The sequence below is a fragment of the Mesorhizobium sp. WSM4976 genome (assembly GCF_029625685.1).
GTDB lineage: Bacteria > Pseudomonadota > Alphaproteobacteria > Rhizobiales > Rhizobiaceae > Mesorhizobium.
This window is the reverse complement of the sequence record NZ_JARTVT010000008.1, coordinates 112,006-129,177: the sequence shown is the minus strand read 5'-3', so window position 1 is coordinate 129,177 and position 17,172 is coordinate 112,006. Positions and strand designations below refer to the sequence as shown.

At 64.7% G+C, this 17,172-nt stretch carries 16 protein-coding genes; 5 read left to right on the top strand and 11 right to left on the bottom strand.

Annotation, left to right across the window (positions count from 1 at the left end; all coding sequences use genetic code 11):
* The first annotated feature begins 55 nt into the window (after positions 1 to 55).
* Both galU and P9272_RS11930 read left to right on the top strand, forming a co-directional pair.
* Entirely contained in the window at positions 56 to 952 is an 897-nt protein-coding gene (galU, locus tag P9272_RS11935; RefSeq protein ID WP_128257082.1) for a UTP--glucose-1-phosphate uridylyltransferase GalU, read from the top strand.
* Between the two features lie 167 nt (positions 953 to 1,119).
* Positions 1,120 to 3,501 (top strand): polysaccharide biosynthesis tyrosine autokinase, encoded by a 2,382-nt coding sequence (locus tag P9272_RS11930; protein WP_278160697.1) that lies wholly within the window; start codon positions 1,120 to 1,122, stop codon positions 3,499 to 3,501.
* A 43-nt stretch (positions 3,502 to 3,544) separates the two neighbouring features.
* Here P9272_RS11930 and P9272_RS11925 read toward each other — a convergent pair whose 3' ends face one another.
* Complete coding sequence (locus P9272_RS11925) at positions 3,545 to 4,258, bottom strand: metallophosphoesterase family protein (protein WP_278160696.1); 714 nt, start codon at positions 4,256 to 4,258, stop codon at positions 3,545 to 3,547.
* 532 nt (positions 4,259 to 4,790) lie between these two features.
* Positions 4,791 to 6,698: a propionyl-CoA synthetase gene (locus P9272_RS11920; RefSeq protein WP_278160695.1), complete on the bottom strand. Its 1,908-nt coding sequence runs from the start codon at positions 6,696 to 6,698 to the stop codon at positions 4,791 to 4,793.
* A 452-nt stretch (positions 6,699 to 7,150) separates the two neighbouring features.
* Here P9272_RS11920 and P9272_RS11915 point away from each other — a divergent pair, with 452 nt between their 5' ends.
* Genes P9272_RS11915 through P9272_RS11905 form a run of 3 tightly spaced genes read left to right on the top strand, consistent with a single transcriptional unit; the run spans position 7,151 to position 8,846 of the window.
* Positions 7,151 to 7,438 (top strand): PqqD family protein, encoded by a 288-nt coding sequence (locus P9272_RS11915; protein ID WP_278160694.1) that lies wholly within the window; start codon positions 7,151 to 7,153, stop codon positions 7,436 to 7,438.
* A complete protein-coding gene (locus P9272_RS11910) occupies positions 7,438 to 7,869 on the top strand; it encodes a lasso peptide biosynthesis B2 protein (RefSeq protein ID WP_128257077.1) in 432 nt (143 codons plus the stop codon). Before P9272_RS11915 ends, P9272_RS11910 begins: the two co-directional genes overlap by 1 nt.
* The gene (locus P9272_RS11905; RefSeq protein ID WP_278160693.1) at positions 7,866 to 8,846 is read left to right on the top strand and encodes a serine kinase; all 981 of its coding nucleotides are present in this window, start codon (positions 7,866 to 7,868) and stop codon (positions 8,844 to 8,846) included. Before P9272_RS11910 ends, P9272_RS11905 begins: the two co-directional genes overlap by 4 nt.
* A gap of 7 nt (positions 8,847 to 8,853) precedes the next feature.
* On the opposite strand, the gene P9272_RS11900 is transcribed toward P9272_RS11905, so the two are convergent.
* From P9272_RS11900 to P9272_RS11860, 9 genes are all read right to left on the bottom strand, one after another.
* On the bottom strand, positions 8,854 to 9,837 hold the full coding sequence (locus P9272_RS11900; protein WP_278160692.1) for a formyltransferase family protein: 984 nt from the start codon (positions 9,835 to 9,837) through the stop codon (positions 8,854 to 8,856).
* A gap of 7 nt (positions 9,838 to 9,844) precedes the next feature.
* Entirely contained in the window at positions 9,845 to 10,870 is a 1,026-nt protein-coding gene (locus tag P9272_RS11895; protein ID WP_278160769.1) for a nucleotidyltransferase family protein, read from the bottom strand.
* Positions 10,871 to 11,133: 263 nt separating this feature from the next.
* A complete protein-coding gene (gene dhaK, locus P9272_RS11890) occupies positions 11,134 to 12,120 on the bottom strand; it encodes a dihydroxyacetone kinase subunit DhaK (protein ID WP_278160691.1) in 987 nt (328 codons plus the stop codon).
* Positions 12,121 to 12,143: 23 nt separating this feature from the next.
* Positions 12,144 to 12,575, bottom strand: a complete 432-nt coding sequence (locus tag P9272_RS11885; RefSeq protein ID WP_128257073.1) for a hypothetical protein — start codon at positions 12,573 to 12,575, stop codon at positions 12,144 to 12,146.
* A 7-nt stretch (positions 12,576 to 12,582) separates the two neighbouring features.
* Positions 12,583 to 14,157 carry a phosphoenolpyruvate--protein phosphotransferase gene (gene ptsP / locus P9272_RS11880; protein ID WP_278160690.1) on the bottom strand — a complete coding sequence of 525 codons (1,575 nt, stop codon included), beginning with the start codon at positions 14,155 to 14,157 and terminating at the stop codon, positions 12,583 to 12,585.
* A gap of 41 nt (positions 14,158 to 14,198) precedes the next feature.
* A complete protein-coding gene (locus tag P9272_RS11875; protein ID WP_278160689.1) occupies positions 14,199 to 14,501 on the bottom strand; it encodes an HPr family phosphocarrier protein in 303 nt (100 codons plus the stop codon).
* Between the two features lie 19 nt (positions 14,502 to 14,520).
* Positions 14,521 to 14,910 (bottom strand): dihydroxyacetone kinase phosphoryl donor subunit DhaM, encoded by a 390-nt coding sequence (gene dhaM / locus P9272_RS11870; RefSeq protein WP_278160688.1) that lies wholly within the window; start codon positions 14,908 to 14,910, stop codon positions 14,521 to 14,523.
* Positions 14,910 to 15,509 carry a dihydroxyacetone kinase subunit DhaL gene (dhaL, locus tag P9272_RS11865; RefSeq protein WP_278160687.1) on the bottom strand — a complete coding sequence of 200 codons (600 nt, stop codon included), beginning with the start codon at positions 15,507 to 15,509 and terminating at the stop codon, positions 14,910 to 14,912. The genes dhaM and dhaL overlap by 1 nt, the downstream gene beginning before the upstream one ends.
* A 10-nt stretch (positions 15,510 to 15,519) precedes the next feature.
* Positions 15,520 to 17,160: a dihydroxyacetone kinase subunit DhaK gene (locus tag P9272_RS11860; RefSeq protein ID WP_278160686.1), complete on the bottom strand. Its 1,641-nt coding sequence runs from the start codon at positions 17,158 to 17,160 to the stop codon at positions 15,520 to 15,522.
* Between the last annotated feature and the right edge of the window lie 12 nt (positions 17,161 to 17,172).

Genomic DNA, 17,172 nt, shown 5'->3' with positions numbered 1-17,172 from the left:
CCGATTTGATAGCCGGCGACAGGTAGAAATTTTTTTCTCTCAGAAGGAAGACCAGATGCAGAAAGTCAGGAAGGCAGTCATCCCGGTGGCGGGGCTCGGAACACGGTTCCTGCCGGCGACCAAGTCCATGCCGAAGGAGATGCTTCCCGTCGTCGACAAGCCCGTCGTGCAATATGCCGTCGACGAGGCGTTCGAGGCCGGCATCGAGCACATCGTCTTCGTCACCGGTCGCAACAAGGCGGTTATCGAGGACTATTTCGACCTGCATCCTGAACTGATCGGCACGCTGGAGCAGACCGGCAAGAAGGCGCAGCTCGAATCGCTGGAAAGCCTGCTGCCGGTTGCCGGCGCCACCTCCTTCATCCGCCAGCAGTCGCCGCAGGGCCTCGGCCATGCTGTCTGGTGCGCGCGCGACGTGATCGGCAACGAGCCCTTCGCGCTGCTGCTTCCCGACATGGTGTCCTTCGGCGCGCGCGGCTGCCTTGCCGAGACCGTCGATCTTTATCAACGGACCGGCGGCAATGTGATCGCCGTCGAGCGCTGCGATCCCGCCGAAACGAGCAAATATGGCATTGTCGGCCGTGGCGACGAGGTCGGCTCCGGCTTCCAGGTCACGGAGATGGTTGAAAAGCCCGCGCCCGCCAAGGCGCCGTCGAATTTCTACATCAATGGCCGCTATGTGCTGCAGCCGGAAATCTTCGCGCTGCTCGGCAATCAGCAGCGCGGCGCCGGCAACGAGATCCAGCTGACCGACGCCATGGTGCGCCTCGCCCAGAGCCAGCCCTTCTACGCCCAGCCTTTCGACGGCCGCATGTTCGACTGTGGCTCCAAGGAAGGCTTCATCGAGGCCACCATCGCCTTTGCTTTGGCTCGCGACGACATGAAAGGCCCTGTCCTCGAAATGCTGCAGCAATTCGTCCGGTCGCATGAGCGCCGGGAAGTAGCCGCATAATGCCCATCTTTCGGGTGCATATGCGGTTTCGCGATGGCGCGACAGCCACTCAGGCGCCCGGTCCTTCCGGCCCGGCGCATCCTGGCACCAACGTTGCGCGGTCTTTTCTGGTCACGACGCCGATCTACCAAGGCCGATAGCGCCTGCAACCTGGAATTGGACCGAACATGAACTATGCCAACTTCCCTATCGACAAGAGGGTGCCGTTGCCCAGTGCCGACCAGGAAAAGGGTGAAGACTTCATCGATGTCGAGCGTCTGCTTGGCATGGCCGCTCGTCAAGCCAAGGTGGTGGCGGTCTGCGCCGCCATCGGCCTGTTCCTGGGCGTGATCTATCTGCAGACCACGCCCAAGCAGTATATGTCCGTGGCGAGCGTCCTGATCGACGAGGGCATGAACAAGGTCATGGACGACATCTCGGCTGCCAGCGCAACGCAGCAGACCGACGCGACGATCCTCAGCCAGATCGAAATCCTCAACTCGGCGCGGCTGGCGTCGGAGGTGGTCGACAAGTTGAAGCTCGACCAGAACCAGGATTTCATGAACCCGCCCCAATCGGCTTTGGCCAAGGGCATCGGGTTCGTGCGCGGCATCGTCGCCTATTTCCGCGGCAATGCCGCCGATCAACTTCCCGGCATCGAGAATGTCGATGCCGCCACGCGCGAAGCCATGATCAAGACCGCGACCCACGACTACGCGGTTCTTACGCTGCAGACAGGATTGTTGGCCGATCGCGTCAGCCGCTCCAATGTCATAAGCATCGGCTACCAGGCGACAAACCCGGCACTCGCCACGGCCATCACCAAGGCCTACGCGGACGCCTATCTCGCCGACCAGCTCAACGCCAGCTTCGACGCCACCGAGCGCGCGGCCGTATGGCTGCAAGGTCGGCTGACCGAGTTGCGCGAAAGCTCGCAGGCCGCTTCCCTGGCGGTCGAGAAGTTCAGGGCCGAGCACGGCCTTTCCGCCAACAGCGACGGCCAGTTGCTGAGCGACAAGCAACTCGCCGACCTTAACGCCCAGCTCATCGTCGCGCAGGCCGATACGGCTCGCGCCAGCGCCCGCTACCAGCAGTACAAGGCGATCGTCGACAGCGGGTCGGAAAGCGCCTTCAACGATTCGGCCATAGCGGCTGATCAGCCGAGCAGCTCGGTCATCATCGGGCTCAAGACCCGCTATCTGGCGATTGCCAAGCGCCTGCAGGACGTCGAGACCAATTTCGGCAAGGATCACCCGCAGGCAGTCGCGCTGGCCAAGGAGAAGGCCGATGTCTCGGCGCAGATCTTCGGGCAGCTGAAGCAGATCACCGAAAGCTACCGCAACGACTTCGAAGTCGCGCAGACGCGCGAACAGGCGTTGCGCGACAAGATTTCCACCGCCGCCGGCAAGAGCTCGATCGATAACCAGTCGCAGGTGAAGCTGAAGGAGCTCGAGCAGCAGGCGCAGGCGCTGACCACGCTCTACCAGACCTTCCTCAGCCGCTATGAGGAAGCCTCGCAGCAGCAGTCCTTCCCGGTCGGCAAGGTCCGCATCATTTCCGATGCGACTATGCCGCTGGCGGCCTCTGGGCCTCGCACCATGCGTGTGCTGGCGCTGTCGCTGGTGCTCGGCCTGATGCTCGGCGCCGGCTTCGGCGGCCTCAACGAGTTCAACGAGCGCTTCTTCAGGACGGGCGAGGATATTCGTGATCGCGCCGGCCTCAAATTCCTCGGCTATCTGCCGACGATCGGCGGCGGCAGGGCCAAGGATTCCAAGGCCGACGACCTGCCGGCCGACAGCAAGGTGGCCAGCCTCTCCTCGGCCGAGAGGCGGGCGCGCATGCGCGTCAGCATCGATGCTCCGGCTTCGATGTTCGCCGAGACGCTGCGCAACGCCAAGATTGCCTTCGACGTCGTCATGGAGGACCGCAGCAGCCGGGTCATCGGCGTCATTTCGGTACTGCCGGGCGAAGGCAAATCGACGGTGGCCGCGAACCTCGCCGGCCTGCTTGCCGCAAATGGCGCCAAGACCTTGCTCGTCGACGGCGACCTGCGCAATCCAGGCTTGAGCCGCAGCCTCGGCATGGAGGCCGAACAGGGCCTGATGGAAGCGGTGGTGAATGGCCAGACCTGGCAGTCGGTCGGCAAGGTCGACCGCCAGACCAAGCTCGCTATCATTCCAGCCGTGCTGCGTGGCCAGTTCTCGCACACCAGCGAACTGCTGGGCTCGGCCGGCATGCGGCGCTTCATCGAGAACGCCAAGGAGACGTTCGAGTACATCATCGTCGACCTGCCGCCGCTCGGACCCGTCGTCGACGCCAAGGCTTTCGCGCCGCTGGCCGACGGCTTCGTGCTGGTCACCGAATGGGGCCGCACGCCGCGCAACATGGTGCGCTCGATGCTGGAATCGGAGCCCTATATCGCCAACAAGGTGATCGGGGCGGTGCTCAACAAGGTCGACCTGAAGAAGCTTGCCAAATACGGCTCGCTCGGCGGTTCGGAACGGTTCTTCGACCGCTACTCGAGCTACTATCTGGAAAAGTCGGAAGCGCGCGCCAAGCAGGCTGCTTGAGGCGGAGACAGGATCTGGCGGTTCAGCCCAAATGACGAACCGCCTAATCCCGTGACGACAGCAGCCGGCCGTATTTGCCGACGATCCTGAGCGCGGTCAGCCGCCCCGTCTGGAAGGCGCCGGTGTCGATGTCGAGCCGGCGCCCGTCGAGCGTCGGGACGTCGACGATCGTGTGCCCGTGCACGACCCAGCGGTCGAGCTGGTGCGCCGCTTCGAAGAACTCCTCGCGGATGTTGAGGAGGTCGCCCTCATCCTGCGCCTCCAGCGCGATGCCGGGCCGGATGCCGGCATGCACGAAGACGAATTGGTCGGAGCAGACCATCGCCGGCAGCGTGCGCAGGAAGTCGACATGGCTGTCAGGAATGGCCTCGCGTATGCGCGCGTCCGCCTCGGCGCTCGAACCGTAGAGGCTTATCAGCCGGTCGGGGTCGACCCCGTAGGAGAACAGGGTTTCGCGGCCGCCATAGCCGAGCCAAGTTTCACGCGAGAGATGTCCGTCCAGATAGAGGAGCAGCGCGACTTCATGGTTTCCCACGAGGCAGACGCGCTGAAAACCCCTCGGCGGCGGCGCCATCAGATGGTCGACCACGCGCCGCGAATGCGGCCCGCGGTCGATATAGTCACCCAGCATGATGATGATCTTGCGGCCGAGGAATTGCTGTGCGTCGAGCTCGATTTTCTGTTCCAGCGCGCTCAACTCGTCATGACAGCCATGCACGTCGCCGATCGCGTAGACGATCGTGTCGCGCATATCCATGACAAGGCGCTCGCGCGGCGCGGGTCGAGGGCGTTTCGATCGTTGGAACACTCTCACGGATTGGGGCTCGGATACTCGCACTGATTTGCGCCTCGATATCATGCCGGATGCGAACAATTCCACACCGGCGCGATCGGCAGTCGCTTCAGGCGGCCTTCAATCGATAACGGGACAGGGTGTGGTTGAAGAGCAGTCTGATGCGCTGCTCGGCCTCTGCGGCGGCCAGCCAGCTCACTGCGATAACGACAGCGCCAACAACGGCAATCGCGGCCAGATCGGGGTACGCCGGCGCGCGTTATCGCTCCGAGCATCGCCGCAAAGACGACATCGTGGACCGGATAAAGCGGACAGATGGCAGCCAGGAAACGCAAGGCGTCGACGCCGCCGGATGTCGTCTCTAGCTGAGCCATGCCGTGCCTTCGGTATGGCCCCCCACGCAAACTTTAAAGACTGATGCTGCATCGCACAACAAGCGATTGGAGTGCGGGAGAAATTGGCTAATTTCTTCTTAACGCGTCGGGCCACCGGGCGGCTAAACGCCGATGCCGCGGCCCTTCAGCGCCGCCGTGATTTCGTCTAGGATCAAGGGGTCGTCGATGGTCGCCGGCATCGTCCATTCCTCCTTGTCGGCGATCTTCTGCATCGTGCCACGCAGGATCTTGCCGGAACGAGTCTTGGGCAGCCGCTTGATCGTCACCACGGTCTTGAAGGCGGCAACCGGGCCGATCCGCTCGCGCACCAGCCCGACCACCTCGCTCTCGATCGCGCCGCTGTCGCGCGCCACACCGGCATTGAGCACGACGAAGCCGAGCGGCACCTGGCCCTTCATGGCATCGGCGACGCCGATGACCGCACATTCGGCGACATCGGGATGCGCGGCCAGCACCTCTTCCATGGCGCCCGTCGAGAGCCGGTGGCCGGCGACGTTGATGATGTCGTCGGTGCGGGCCATGACATAGAGATAGCCGTCCTCATCCATCATGCCGGCGTCGGCCGTCTTGTAGTAGCCTGGGAACTCCTCGAGATAGGCTTGGCGGAAGCGGGCATCCGCATTCCACAGCGTTGGCAGGCAGCCGGCGGGCAGCGGCAGCTTGACCACGACATTGCCGAGCGTGCCGCGCGCCACCTCATGGCCGGCATCGTCGAGGATGCGGATGTCGTAGCCCGGCATCGGCACGCCGGGCGAGCCGTATTTCACCGGCAACAGCCCGAGGCCCGCCGGATTGATCGTCATCGGCGAGCCGGTCTCGGTCTGCCACCAATGGTCGACCACCGGCCGGTCGAGCTTCTGTTCCGCCCATTTGATGGTCTCGGGATCGGCGCGCTCGCCGGCGAGGAACAGCGTGCGGAACCTCGACAGGTCGTATTTCGGCACGAACTCGCCCTTGGGGTCCTGCCCCTTGATGGCGCGGAAGGCGGTCGGCGCCGTGAACAGCGCCACCACGCCATGCTCGGAGATCACCCTCCAATAGGTACCGGCGTCCGGCGTGCCGATCGGCTTGCCCTCGAACAGCACGCTGGTGCAGCCATGCAAAAGCGGCCCGTAGACGATGTAGGAATGGCCGACCACCCAGCCGACGTCGGAAGCCGCCCAGAACACTTCGCCGGGCTTGACGCCGAACTCATTGTCCATGGTCCATTTCAGCGCCACCATATGGCCGCCATTGTCGCGCACGATGCCCTTCGGCTGGCCGGTCGTGCCGGAGGTGTAGATGATGTAGAGCGGGTCGGTGGCTAGCACCGGCACGCAGTCGACATTGGCGCCGGCGGCGCGCTCGCGGGCGACCGCGTCGGCATAGTCGATATCGTAATTGTCCTTCATCTCGCAGCGCAGTTGCTCGCGCTGCAGGATGAGGCAGGCGTCGGGCTTGTGCTTCGACATCTCGATCGCCTTGTCGAGCAGCGGCTTGTAGGCGACGACGCGACCGGGCTCCAGGCCACAGGAAGCGCTGACGATCAGCTTCGGCCTGGCGTCGTCGATACGGGTGGCGAGCTCATGCGAGGCGAAGCCGCCGAACACCACCGAATGCACGGCGCCGATGCGGGCGCAGGCCAGCATCGCAACCGCCGCTTCAGCCACCATCGGCATGTAGATGATGACGCGGTCGCCCTTGCCGACGCCGCGATGCCTCATCACCGAGGCCAGCGCGACGACTTCGCGCTTCAATTCGGCATAGGTGAATTTCCGAATCGTTCCGGTGATCGCGCTGTCATGGATCAGCGCCAGCTGGTCGGCGCGGCCGCCGGCGACATGGCGGTCGATTGCGTTGTAGCAGGTGTTGCAGGATGCGCCGACGAACCAACGGCCATAGACGCCTTGGGCCGGATCGAAGACCTTCTCGGCCGGCTTGTACCAGTCGATCGCCTTGGCCGCTTCGGCCCAAAACCCTACGGGGTCGCGTTTCCAGCCCTCATAGACTTCGTGATAGCGTGAGGCCATCCGCCTTCCTCCCAAGAAACGTTCTGCAGCCTGCCATAGACTAAGCCGCGTGTGGCGGCCATGTCTTCCTGCATTTTGGTCGACATCGCCGGCAAACGTCCCTGTTCGGCGCCTCCGGTGGAGGCGTCGCTGTCACCGTCGGTGAGATAAGCTGGCTTAGAGCGGCAGCGCCGCCAGCATCAATCCGACGCCACCGGCGATCAGGATAGCCGCCGCAAGCGCCTTCCGATGGCGTTCGAACGCCGTCGGAGCCCGTTCCCAATTGTAACGCATACAATCACTCCCCAAAGCCCGGCGGACTCATAGCTTACGCAAGGGCAGGAAGGCAAGATCTCGCTAATATTCGCCCGCGACGGTCATGCTTGCAGGGCCGGTTGGCCCCTTCGCCATCCATGCCGATGGACAGTCTCGCGGCGCCGCGCTAATTGCTCTCCAGCGAAGGGAGCGGGCGGATGGCGGAAATCGGCTCTGAAACGGTGCTTCGGATGGCGGACGATGCGTCCGTGCAGCATGTCGGCGATGGCGCCGTCGTGCTTTTGGCGCGCAGCGGACAGCTTTACACCTGCAACGACACGACCGAGGCTTTTCTCGAAAAGGTGAACGGCGCGCGCAATCTCAACCAGATCGTCGACCTGCTGGCGGACGAATTCGAGGTCGACAAGGCAACGCTCGACCAGGATATGGCCGAATTGGCCGCCGAGTTGGTGGCTGAAGGCATCCTCGCCGACCCAGGCGTGTGATGACCGACGGACCGGTCCTGCGCGCCGTGTTCCGCGCCCATTTGTGGCTCAGCGCCCGCCTGCTGCCGGTGCTGGTCGGCCGGCGCGATTTCGAAAGCGTGTTGAAACTGGCGCCGTTGCGCTCGCCCGCGCCCTATCGTGACTTGCCCTGGACCTACATCGTCCAGCGCGTCAACCGAACGGTGCGGCGGCCCTGGTTCATGCGCGACCGCAGATGTCTTCGCGAGGGTCTGCTCGGCTTCCGTTTTCTGCGCATGGCCGGTCTCGACCCGGAGCTGCGTTTCGGCGTCGACGTCAAATCGATGCACGAGCCCCGCCTGTCGGCGCATTGCTGGGTCTGCCTCGACGGCAAGCCGGTGGTCAGCGACAGTCAGCCCGGCATGGTGGAAATCTACCGCCACCCGCCCAGCGTGAAGGCGTCCGCTGCTTGAGCGACCAGACTTTCTTCTACGACCTCAAAGGGCAGGTCCTAAGCGTGACCACCGCCCGCGCCGACCTCTGGCCGAGCTTCGACCTGATGCTCGGCACCCTGCGCGTGGAGGAGGCCGCCCAGCCTGGCTTTCGTGTCGACATCATCGAAACGCTTGATCTGCAGGAAAACCCTGAAGGGGTATTGGCTTTCGACGGCGAAGTGCCCTTCGATGGCCATTGCCGGATGATAGACGCCGGAGACGTCTTCCACCTCGTCTTTCCAGGCCAGCAGACGCTGTCGATCCGCGACAAGGAGGGCTGCGCCGAAATCCGCGTTCATCCGGACACCAAGATCAAATGGACGCTGCTGATGATGTTACTGGATGCAGCGCTCGATGCCGGAGGGCAGCACATGCTGCACACGGCTGGCCTGACGTTGCCGGGCAGCGAGGCGCTCGTCCTGGTCCATGCGCCGAGCGGCACGGGCAAGTCCACGACGTCGCTGGCGCTCGCCTCGCAGGGCTTCGGCCTCTGTTCCGACGACGTCATGATCCTCAGGGCGACACAGGATGGTGTAACGGCCTGGGGCATGCCGCGCAAAGTGAAGATCCATCGCAACACCGCAGCGATGCTGCCTTTCGTGTCGCCTTGCCTTGGCGAAACATGGAATGCGGAGGGCGAGCAGGCCGTGTCGCTCGATCGCCTTGCCGAGATCATCCGTGTCGAGGATGTTCGCGCCAGGCCGATCGCGGCTCTTCTTCATCTTGCCCGCTCGGCGGATGGCGAGACAAGGCTCGTGTCCATGCCGAGGACCGATGCCATGGTGGCTTTGGCCGCCGACAATGTGAGGACCGGCACGACCGGCTTGTTGCCGCTGCAGAAAAGGCGAATGGCGACGATCGCAGCATTGGTCAAGACGGTGCCGACCTTCACGCTGGAAGTCGGAGCAAGCCCGGCGGATGCGGCCGCGTTGATTCAGGCTACGCTGCACGGCTGAGGCGCGTTCAATCCTTTGCGCCGAAACGCCGGATGTCGAAGGAGCGCCGCTCCGGCCGGCCTTGGCGGGGTTTCGACTGCCATCGCAGCAGCAGCCGTGACAGCTTGTTGTAAGCCAGGTAGACGACGCGCGCGTCAGCGCAGTCGAACGCCACCAGTCCCCATCGGCGTTTCGCCGCTTCGCCTGTGGGTGGTCCCAGGCGACGGATTGGATGAGCAAGCCGAATAGGTCTTCCATTGATCAAGGCGCTGACCGGAACGCTCGACCCGACGATCCGGCACAACCGGGCGACATGCTCGCTTGACGATCGCGCCCCGACGATCAGCGGACCACCCTCGATCTGCGCCCACCCATACGCCCCATCCGGCTGAGGCATTCCGGCAAGTTTGCCCAGGCAATATTCGGGCGCAACATCTGCCGCTAGCACAGCAATCGCGTCAGCCAAGGCCCTGTTGACGGTTGCGGCCGAACGCCAATTCTCCGCTGTAAAACCAACCTGCGCAAGGATGTCCCCCTCGTCGAAGCAGGACGTCATCTTGTGCAAGGTCACGCCGCCATGCGCTTCATGCATCTGGTCGATGACCAGCCGGTGGATTGGATGCGGGCCGCGATAGTGCGGCAGAAGCGCGGGATGCAGGTTGAGGCCGCCGTTTGGAAACAACTCCAGCACGGTTCGCGGAATCAGTCTGCCATAACCGAAACAGATCAAAAGATCGGCGCCCGATGCGCCGAGCCGCGTGCCGAGCGTATCCCAGTCATAGGGCGGGCCGAATTCGATCAGCGAGGGCGTGGCGTGTCCAGGATGAGACCTCAACGCGAACCTCCGCCGCAGGCGACGGCGGATCACACTGAAGCTGAAGCGTTTGCCGGCACGTGGGCCCGGCACGACGACGGCGGCGATGTGGTGGCCGCGATCTGCCCAACGCGCAAGCATGGGCGCGGTGACGGAAGAAACCTCGGTAACGAATACGGCCGAGAGCTGTTTCTCCATGCCGGGTTCAGGCTGGATACGGCCGCGGCCGCGCCAGCCTCTGCACCCATCGAAAGGCATCGCGGCTGAGGCGCGAGCGCAGCTTTTCTCGCGAATTGACCTGAAGCAGCATATTGCCGGTGATCAGCCATTTCGCCAGCCTTATCGAGAGGTCCGGCTTGATGCGGCTCGCCAACTCGATCGCGCGCTGCGCGCCGAACAGGCGCCCGGTCACGTTGAGGACCGTCGCAAGCTCGAGCTCGATGCCGGTCATGCGGGCGGCCTCCAGCAGGCGCGCTTCGTCTTCCGGCGATTTCAACGCCCGCACGCCTTGCAGCACGTCGACGCAGAGCTGCAGCCGATGGAACTTGTGGCCGCCGGCCGCGTGAACGATGGCAATGGTCAGAAGTGCGGCCGGCGTATCGGTTTCGCCGCCGTCGATCGCCTGCAGCTCGCGAAAGCCGAGCGACAAGCGTCTGCGCATGCCGGTGTCGTGCACCAGATTGCCGTGCAATTCGACGAGCAGGCTGGAGTTCTCTTTCTCCAGCCATTTGAATTCCTGCAACGCGTGCGACTCGGCTTCGCCGCTGCCGAGCACGAAGCCGCACTCGCCGATGATCTTGTTGGCTTCGTCGATTGCGGCGGGATCGACGAGGATGTCGATGTCGGTGAAGGGACGGTCCGCAATCTGGCTGTAAAGCTTGCGTGCGAACACCGGTCCTTTGACGATCCGGGCCGGCACGCCTTTCGCGGCCAATGCTTTCATGATGCGGTCGCCATGGTACTGTAGCAACATCGACTGGCCGGTTGCCATCGTCGCAGCGTCGCGCAAATCGGACAATTTCAGCTGCAGAGCCGCGTCCCGCGGCAGTCGAGCGTCGCCGATCTCCCGGAGCTTGCGCAGCATAATCGGCAGAACGCCGTGGAACTCCGCATTGGCGAGCAGCGCCAGCAAGGTCTCGGCCGCAAGGCCAATGCCAATGGCAACCGATGCGTCGGGGTCGGCGAAGCTCAGCAGCAGTTTTTCATCGGCAGGAACAAGAGACGGCAGCATCATTCTGGTCGGATTCGGTCATCAACACAGATATCGTTGCAGAAAAGCACCAGGGACGCCAGCAGCGCGAGGGCGAAGCTCACGTATGAATTGACAGTGCGAATAGCTTTGCCGCATTCTCAAAAGCGGGAGTCGGAGACATGAAAATGACCAAGAAGCAGTATCAAGCGCCAGTTCTGCGCAAGGCGGCCAAGCTGTCCGCCGTGGTAGCCGTCACCTCAAAACCAGCGGCCTAGCCAAGTTCGCAGCCTTTCATTGCGCCCCTAAATGCCCCAGCGCAGTGCTGCGGTGTGGACAGGAGCGTCCCACAACTTCGTCATCTCATCGTCCAGCATGGTCAGCGTGATCGAGCAGCCGGCCATGTCTAGGGACGTCACGTAAGACCCAACCAGCGAGCGGACGATCGTTATCCCGTGCTTTTCAAAGATTATGCGGGCGCTGTTGTACATCAGATAGAGCTCCATCGAGGGCGTGCCGCCGAAACCGTTGACGAATAGCATCGCCGGCCCTTTGGCGCGGTCGCCGAGATCGCCGGCGATCGCCGCGCAGACCTCCTCGGCGATGGCGTCGGCGCTCTTCAGCGCGTCGCGCCGCCGGCCGGGCTCGCCATGGATGCCGACACCGAATTCCATCTCGCCGTCGCCGATCTCGAAAGTCGGCTTGCCGGCGGCGGGCACCGTGCCGCTGGTCAACGCCACACCCATCGAGCGCGTCGCGGCGTTGATACGTTCGCCCAGCGCTTTGAGCGCGGACAGCGCCATGCCTTGCTCCGCCGCCGCGCCGACGATCTTTTCTACCACCAGCGTGCCGGCAACGCCGCGTCGTCCGGTCGTGTAGGACGAGTTCTCGACCGCGACGTCGTCATTGGTCACGACCTGCAGCACGCCATCCGCCATCTCAGCCGCCATGTCGAAATTCATCACATCGCCTTCGTAATTCTTGACGATGAACAGGCAGCCGGCGCCGGTGTCGACGGCCTCAACGGCGGCCAGCATCTGGTCCGGAGTCGGCGAGGTGAAGACCTGGCCGGGGCAGGCGGCGTCCAGCATTCCGTGGCCGACAAGGCCGCCATGCAGCGGCTCATGGCCCGAGCCGCCGCCGGAGATCAGCGCCACCTTGCCCTGCTTCAGTTCCTTGCGGCGAATGAATTTGTGGCCCTCTCCAAGCACGAGGATATCGGAATGAGCCGCCGCAAAGCCATCGAGGGTTTCGGTCAGCACCGTGTCCACAGAGTTGATGAATTTCTTCATGGCAGTCCTCCCATGCTCCCGCTTTAGCCGCTGCCCTTGCCGGCGATGCTGGTTATTTTCTGGATGAAGTCGTTGATCGCCCGGTCGAGCGCCGCGTTCTGCTTGTCGTCGCCGAAATCCGGCACAATGAGCGAAACGTGGCGCGTCTTGCGCTGGCCCGAAGCCGCGGGCGCTTTGCCGGGATGGGCCCGATGATAGGCGGCCATGAACTGGTCGCGCTCGGCCTGGCTGAAGTGGCAGACGGAAAAGATCGAAGGCAGATGCTTTGACGGGATCGGGATCGAATAGGCTGGGCTGGAAATCTGCGTGACGAAGCTGCGGTGCTTGCCGAGCGCATCGGCAAGCCGCTGGCGCATGCCCGAGGGACGCTGGTCGATGACCTGCGAAAGGATCGTCTTATAGGCGCGGATCGCGTCTTCGGAACCGACTTCTTGTATCTTGGCAGTCTTGCCCATGCCGCGCCTACGCCGCAACGTCAGCGATGGCCGCCTTGGCCATCGCCAGTTGAGCAGGGGCGACCGAGAGGTCGCGCAGGCCGGCCTCAAGCAGCGCCGGGATGGCTGCAGGGTCGCCGCCGGCATCGCCGCAGAGGCTGACCGGAATTCCCTTCTCCCTTCCGAAGCCGGCAACCGCCTCGATCAGCCGCAGCACCGCCGGGTGACGGACGGAATTGAGATGCGCCACGGCTGCGTTATCCCGTGCGGCCGCCATCACATATTGCGTCAGGTCGTTGGAGCCGATGGAGAAGAAGGCGACGTCGGCGAAATCCTCTGGCGCCAGCGCGACGGAAGGCACTTCGACCATGATGCCGAGCGGCGGCAGCCTGTGCGCGACGCCTTGCGTGGCAAGCGCGGCCTGTTCCTGCGCGAACAGCGCGGCCGCTTGGCTGTACTCGTCAGGCGTGGCGATCATCGGGAACATCACCTTCAGATTGCCGTGGATGGCGGCACGCAGCAATGCCCGGATCTGCACGCGGAAGATATCGAGCCGCGCCAGTGACAGCCTGATGCCACGTAGGCCAAGAAACGCATTGGTCTCCTCGACCGTGAAGCCCGGCACCGGCTTGTCGCCGCCGGCGTCCACGGTGCGGATGGTCACCGGTTTGCCGCCGGCCCATTCCAGCACCTTGCGGTAGGCGTGGTATTGCGTCTCCTCGTCCGGCAGTGTCTTGCCGAACAGGAATTCCGTACGCATCAGGCCGACGCCGTCGCAGCTCTCGACATCGATGCCTTCGACATCGGAAGGGTAGGCGATATTGACCTGCACGCGCACCGCGGTGCCGGCCTTGGTCACGGCCGGCGCCGTCAGGAATGTCCTCGCCGAGCCCAGGCGGTCGGCGAAGGAGGAGGCCGATTGCCGGAAGGTTTCGGTCTCGGCCGGCGACGGTGAGAAAATGATCGCGCCGTGTTCGGCATCGAGCAGCGTGTCGCCTATGATCGGTGCGGATGCGACGCCGAGGCCGACAACCATCGGCACGCCGCGCGACCGCGCCAGCATGGCGACATGGCTAGCCGTGCTGCCGCGCTTGAGCGCGATGCCGCCGCCTTCGCTCCAATTGGTTTCGAGGAAGCGCATCGGCGCGATGTCCTCGCCATAGAGGATCGCGCCCGGGGGCGCAGCGGCCTCGCTTTCCTCGCTCAGCGCTCGCAGCACCTGGTCGCGGATGTCCCGCAGATCGGCGGCGCGGGCGCGGAAATAGTCCTGGTCCGACGCTTCGTAGCCGGCGATCTCACTGTCCAGCGCGGCCCGCCACGCGGCGTCCGCCGGCTGTCCGGAGTCGATCGCGGCCAGGGCCGGACCGCTCAATGCGTCGTCCTCCAGCATGGCGATGTGGAATTCGAGGATGCCGGCGGCATCGCCGTCGGCGGTTTCCATCAGCGCCGCCAGCCGGCCGACGGCCTTGCCGATTGCGCTCGCCAGTGCGGCTTGTTCTTCCTCGGCGCTCGCCTTGGCTTTGTAGCTGGCCGGAGACTGGTCGAGGTCGAACAGCGGGCCTTCGGCATAACCGGGAGAGGCGGGGATACCGTCAACCCGCATGACCCGCTTTCCTTGCCGGCCTTGTGACATTCAGATCGGTCTCAAGCGGATCGGGCATGATCCGCATCCTCGTCGAAGTCACGCTGCACCAGATCGACCAGCGCTTTCACCGCCTGGGTCGCGCCGTCGCCCTTGGCGCGGATGTGCAGCAGCGTCCCCTTCGGCGCCTTGGCTGCCATCACTTTGACGATGCTCTTGGCGTCGAACCAGGGGCCGTTGGCGGCCACCGCCATCTCCACCTCGGCCGCGAACGTCTTGGCGAGCTTGGTGAACTTCACCGAAGGGCGCGCATGCAGCCCCACCGCGTGGGTGATCAGGACCGTTGCTTCGGCGAATGCGGACATTCAGTCGGTTCCCGTTCGTTCACGACGGCGACAGTTCATGCGCCGTCGTCACCACTTCCTTGAGCGAGGCGCCGCCGGAGGATTCGGTCGCGGCCATCACCGCGCCCTCGACGATCGGCGCGTTGCAGACCACGATCTTGTGCGAGCGCGGCTCTCCGATCATCTCGACCGCCATCTCCGAGTTGGTCTCGGCACCGCCGAGATCGACCAGGATGGCGACGCCCGCTTCAGACCAGGCCTTGTCGATCGCGCCCATGATCGCCTCGACGCTGGTGCCGAGCCCGCCATGGCCGTTTCCGCCGCACCATGCAAGCGGCACTTCGTCACCCACCATCTGGCGCACCATGTCGGCCGTGCCCTCGGCCACGAGGGGCGAATGCGACACGATGACGATCCCGACATTGCTCATCAATTACCCTCTATCGCTCCGGCGACCGCGCGCACCAGAAGCGCGGTAGAGCGCGCTCCGGCGTCCATATGCCCGATCGAGCGGTCTCCGAGAAAGGAAGCGCGCCCGCGCAGCGCCCTCATCGGCACCGTGGCCTCCGCCGCCTTGTCGGCTGCGTCGGCGATTTCGCCTGCAGTCTTGCCTTGCGCCAGCGCCTCATACACCGGCTGCAGCACGTCGAGCATGGTTTTTTGCCCCGGCTGTGATTTGCCGCGCGCCGCGACCGCTTCGATCGCCTTGCCGAACGCCGCGGTTAGGCCGCTTCGATCGGGTGCTGCCGGCAATTCCTTGCCGAGCGCCATGAATAACGTGCCGAACAGCGGACCGGAAGCGCCGCCCACGGTCATCACCAGCTTGGTGCCCACCCCTTTCAGCGCCTCGGGCAGCGGCTTGGCCGCGAAGGCGTCGGCCTCGGCGCGCACCGCCTCGAAGCCGCGCTTCATGTTCAGCCCGTGGTCGCCGTCGCCGATCGCCTGGTCGAGCGCGGTCAGTTCCTCGGCATGCGCCGCGATCGTATCGGCGGCCGCCGCGATCAGTCTGGAGAAATCGGATGCGGCCATTGTCCGTCCTTCATGCCGGGGCGAACAACGCCGCCACGGCAGCGAAAACCTCGGCGACCGCGAACGCGCCCGGATCCGCAGTGTCGAGTTGCCTGCCGATATAGGCGGAGCGGCCGGCCTTTGCCTTCTGCATCGCGGCGGTCGCCTCGGCGCCCTGCCGCGCCGCTTCTGTCGCGGCTTCCAGCCCGCTCGCGTCAAGGGCTTTCAGCGCCGGCTCCAGTGCATCGACCATGGTGCGGTCGCCGATCCGTGCGCCGCCATAGAAGGTCATCCGCTCGAGCCCGGCGAGCAAGGCCTTGCCGAGCGGCGCGCCGCTGCCGAGCGCTTGCGAGGCTGCGGTGAAGAAGATCGACAACAGAACGCCGCTGGAACCGCCCATCGAGGTGCCCAGCGTATCGCCGATCGCGGCGGCGGCTGCGGCCCTATCGGCAAGCGGCAGCGTGTCGATGCGTTCGAGGATGCTGCGCGCTCCGGTCGCAACCGTCGAGCCGGTGTCGCCGTCGCCAGCCTTGGCGTCGAGCGCGTTGAGCGACTCTTCGAGCGCGATCAGCTTCTGGCAAACGGCTCTGATCAGCCGCTCCGCGGCCGCATGACGGCTGGCGGGCTTTGTGGCTGTGCCGATGGCGGGCTTTGACATCGCCACCACGACCGGCTGGCGAACCGGTTTTGCCGGCAGCCAGGCATGCGGCCCGACGGGCGCCACCAGAGCCGCCTCGCGTTCCGCATCCAGCTTGATCAACGACAGCGAAAAGCCGTTCATGTTGAGCGCGGTCATCAGGTGCCCAGGCCCGATCGTCAGCGCCACCGCCTTGGCCAGCGACGAAGACAGCACGGCATATGCGATCAGCGCCATTTCCAGCGGCGGCACCGATCCGAGATTGTTGATCAGCAGAGCGTAACGGCTGCCAGTATCGAGCCGCGCCGCGAGGCGCTCCGCCATGATGGCGACCAGCTTGCTGGCGGCCTCCAGGGCGATGCGCTCGACGCCTGGCTCGCCATGGATGCCGAGGCCGAGCTCGCCGTCGTCGGCGCCGAAGCGCTCCTCATGCGCCTGCCCAGGGATCGAGCAGGAGGAAAGCGAGATGCCAAGCGAAACGATATCCTTGGCCGCCGCGCGGGCCGCCGCGGCAACCGATGCCAAGTCATGGCCGGATTCCGACAGGTGCCCGGCGATCTTGTGCACGAACAGCGTGCCGGCGACGCCGCGCGGCTGCGCGATGTCGGGAAGGGCAATATCGTCGGCGACGATTACCATCTCGACCGCGAGACCTTCGGCACGCGCCTTTTCCGCCGCCAGTCCGAAATTGAGCCGGTCGCCGGTGTAGTTCTTGACGATCAGCAGACAGCCGGCAGAACCGGTTGTGGCGCGGATCGCCGCCAGCACCGCCTCGACGCTGGGCGAAGCGAAGATCTCGCCTGAAACGGCCGCCGTCAGCATGCCGGCGCCGACGAAGCCCGCATGCGAAGGTTCGTGCCCGGCGCCGCCGCCCGAAACCACGGCCACCTTCGTCTTGTCCCAGTCGGCGCGCAGCACGACCTTGATCTCGGGATAGCCGTCGAGGCGGGCCAGCGCGCCCGATCCCGCCGTGGCGAGGAAGCCGTCTAACGCTTCGGTGACGATGGTGTCCTTGCGGTTGAAAAAGTGCTTCATGGATTTCGTCCA

Coding starts and splice junctions, on each gene's coding strand:
- galU (WP_128257082.1), top strand. CDS start 56: ATGCAGAAAGTCAGGAAGGCAGTCATCCCGGTGGCGGGGCTCGGAACA.
- P9272_RS11930 (WP_278160697.1), top strand. CDS start 1,120: ATGAACTATGCCAACTTCCCTATCGACAAGAGGGTGCCGTTGCCCAGT.
- P9272_RS11925 (WP_278160696.1), bottom strand. CDS start 4,258: ATGGATATGCGCGACACGATCGTCTACGCGATCGGCGACGTGCATGGC.
- P9272_RS11920 (WP_278160695.1), bottom strand. CDS start 6,698: ATGGCCTCACGCTATCACGAAGTCTATGAGGGCTGGAAACGCGACCCC.
- P9272_RS11915 (WP_278160694.1), top strand. CDS start 7,151: ATGGCGGAAATCGGCTCTGAAACGGTGCTTCGGATGGCGGACGATGCG.
- P9272_RS11910 (WP_128257077.1), top strand. CDS start 7,438: ATGACCGACGGACCGGTCCTGCGCGCCGTGTTCCGCGCCCATTTGTGG.
- P9272_RS11900 (WP_278160692.1), bottom strand. CDS start 9,837: ATGGAGAAACAGCTCTCGGCCGTATTCGTTACCGAGGTTTCTTCCGTC.
- P9272_RS11895 (WP_278160769.1), bottom strand. CDS start 10,870: ATGCTGCCGTCTCTTGTTCCTGCCGATGAAAAACTGCTGCTGAGCTTC.
- dhaK (WP_278160691.1), bottom strand. CDS start 12,120: ATGAAGAAATTCATCAACTCTGTGGACACGGTGCTGACCGAAACCCTC.
- P9272_RS11885 (WP_128257073.1), bottom strand. CDS start 12,575: ATGGGCAAGACTGCCAAGATACAAGAAGTCGGTTCCGAAGACGCGATC.
- ptsP (WP_278160690.1), bottom strand. CDS start 14,157: ATGCGGGTTGACGGTATCCCCGCCTCTCCCGGTTATGCCGAAGGCCCG.
- P9272_RS11875 (WP_278160689.1), bottom strand. CDS start 14,501: ATGTCCGCATTCGCCGAAGCAACGGTCCTGATCACCCACGCGGTGGGG.
- dhaM (WP_278160688.1), bottom strand. CDS start 14,910: ATGAGCAATGTCGGGATCGTCATCGTGTCGCATTCGCCCCTCGTGGCC.
- dhaL (WP_278160687.1), bottom strand. CDS start 15,509: ATGGCCGCATCCGATTTCTCCAGACTGATCGCGGCGGCCGCCGATACG.
- P9272_RS11860 (WP_278160686.1), bottom strand. CDS start 17,160: ATGAAGCACTTTTTCAACCGCAAGGACACCATCGTCACCGAAGCGTTA.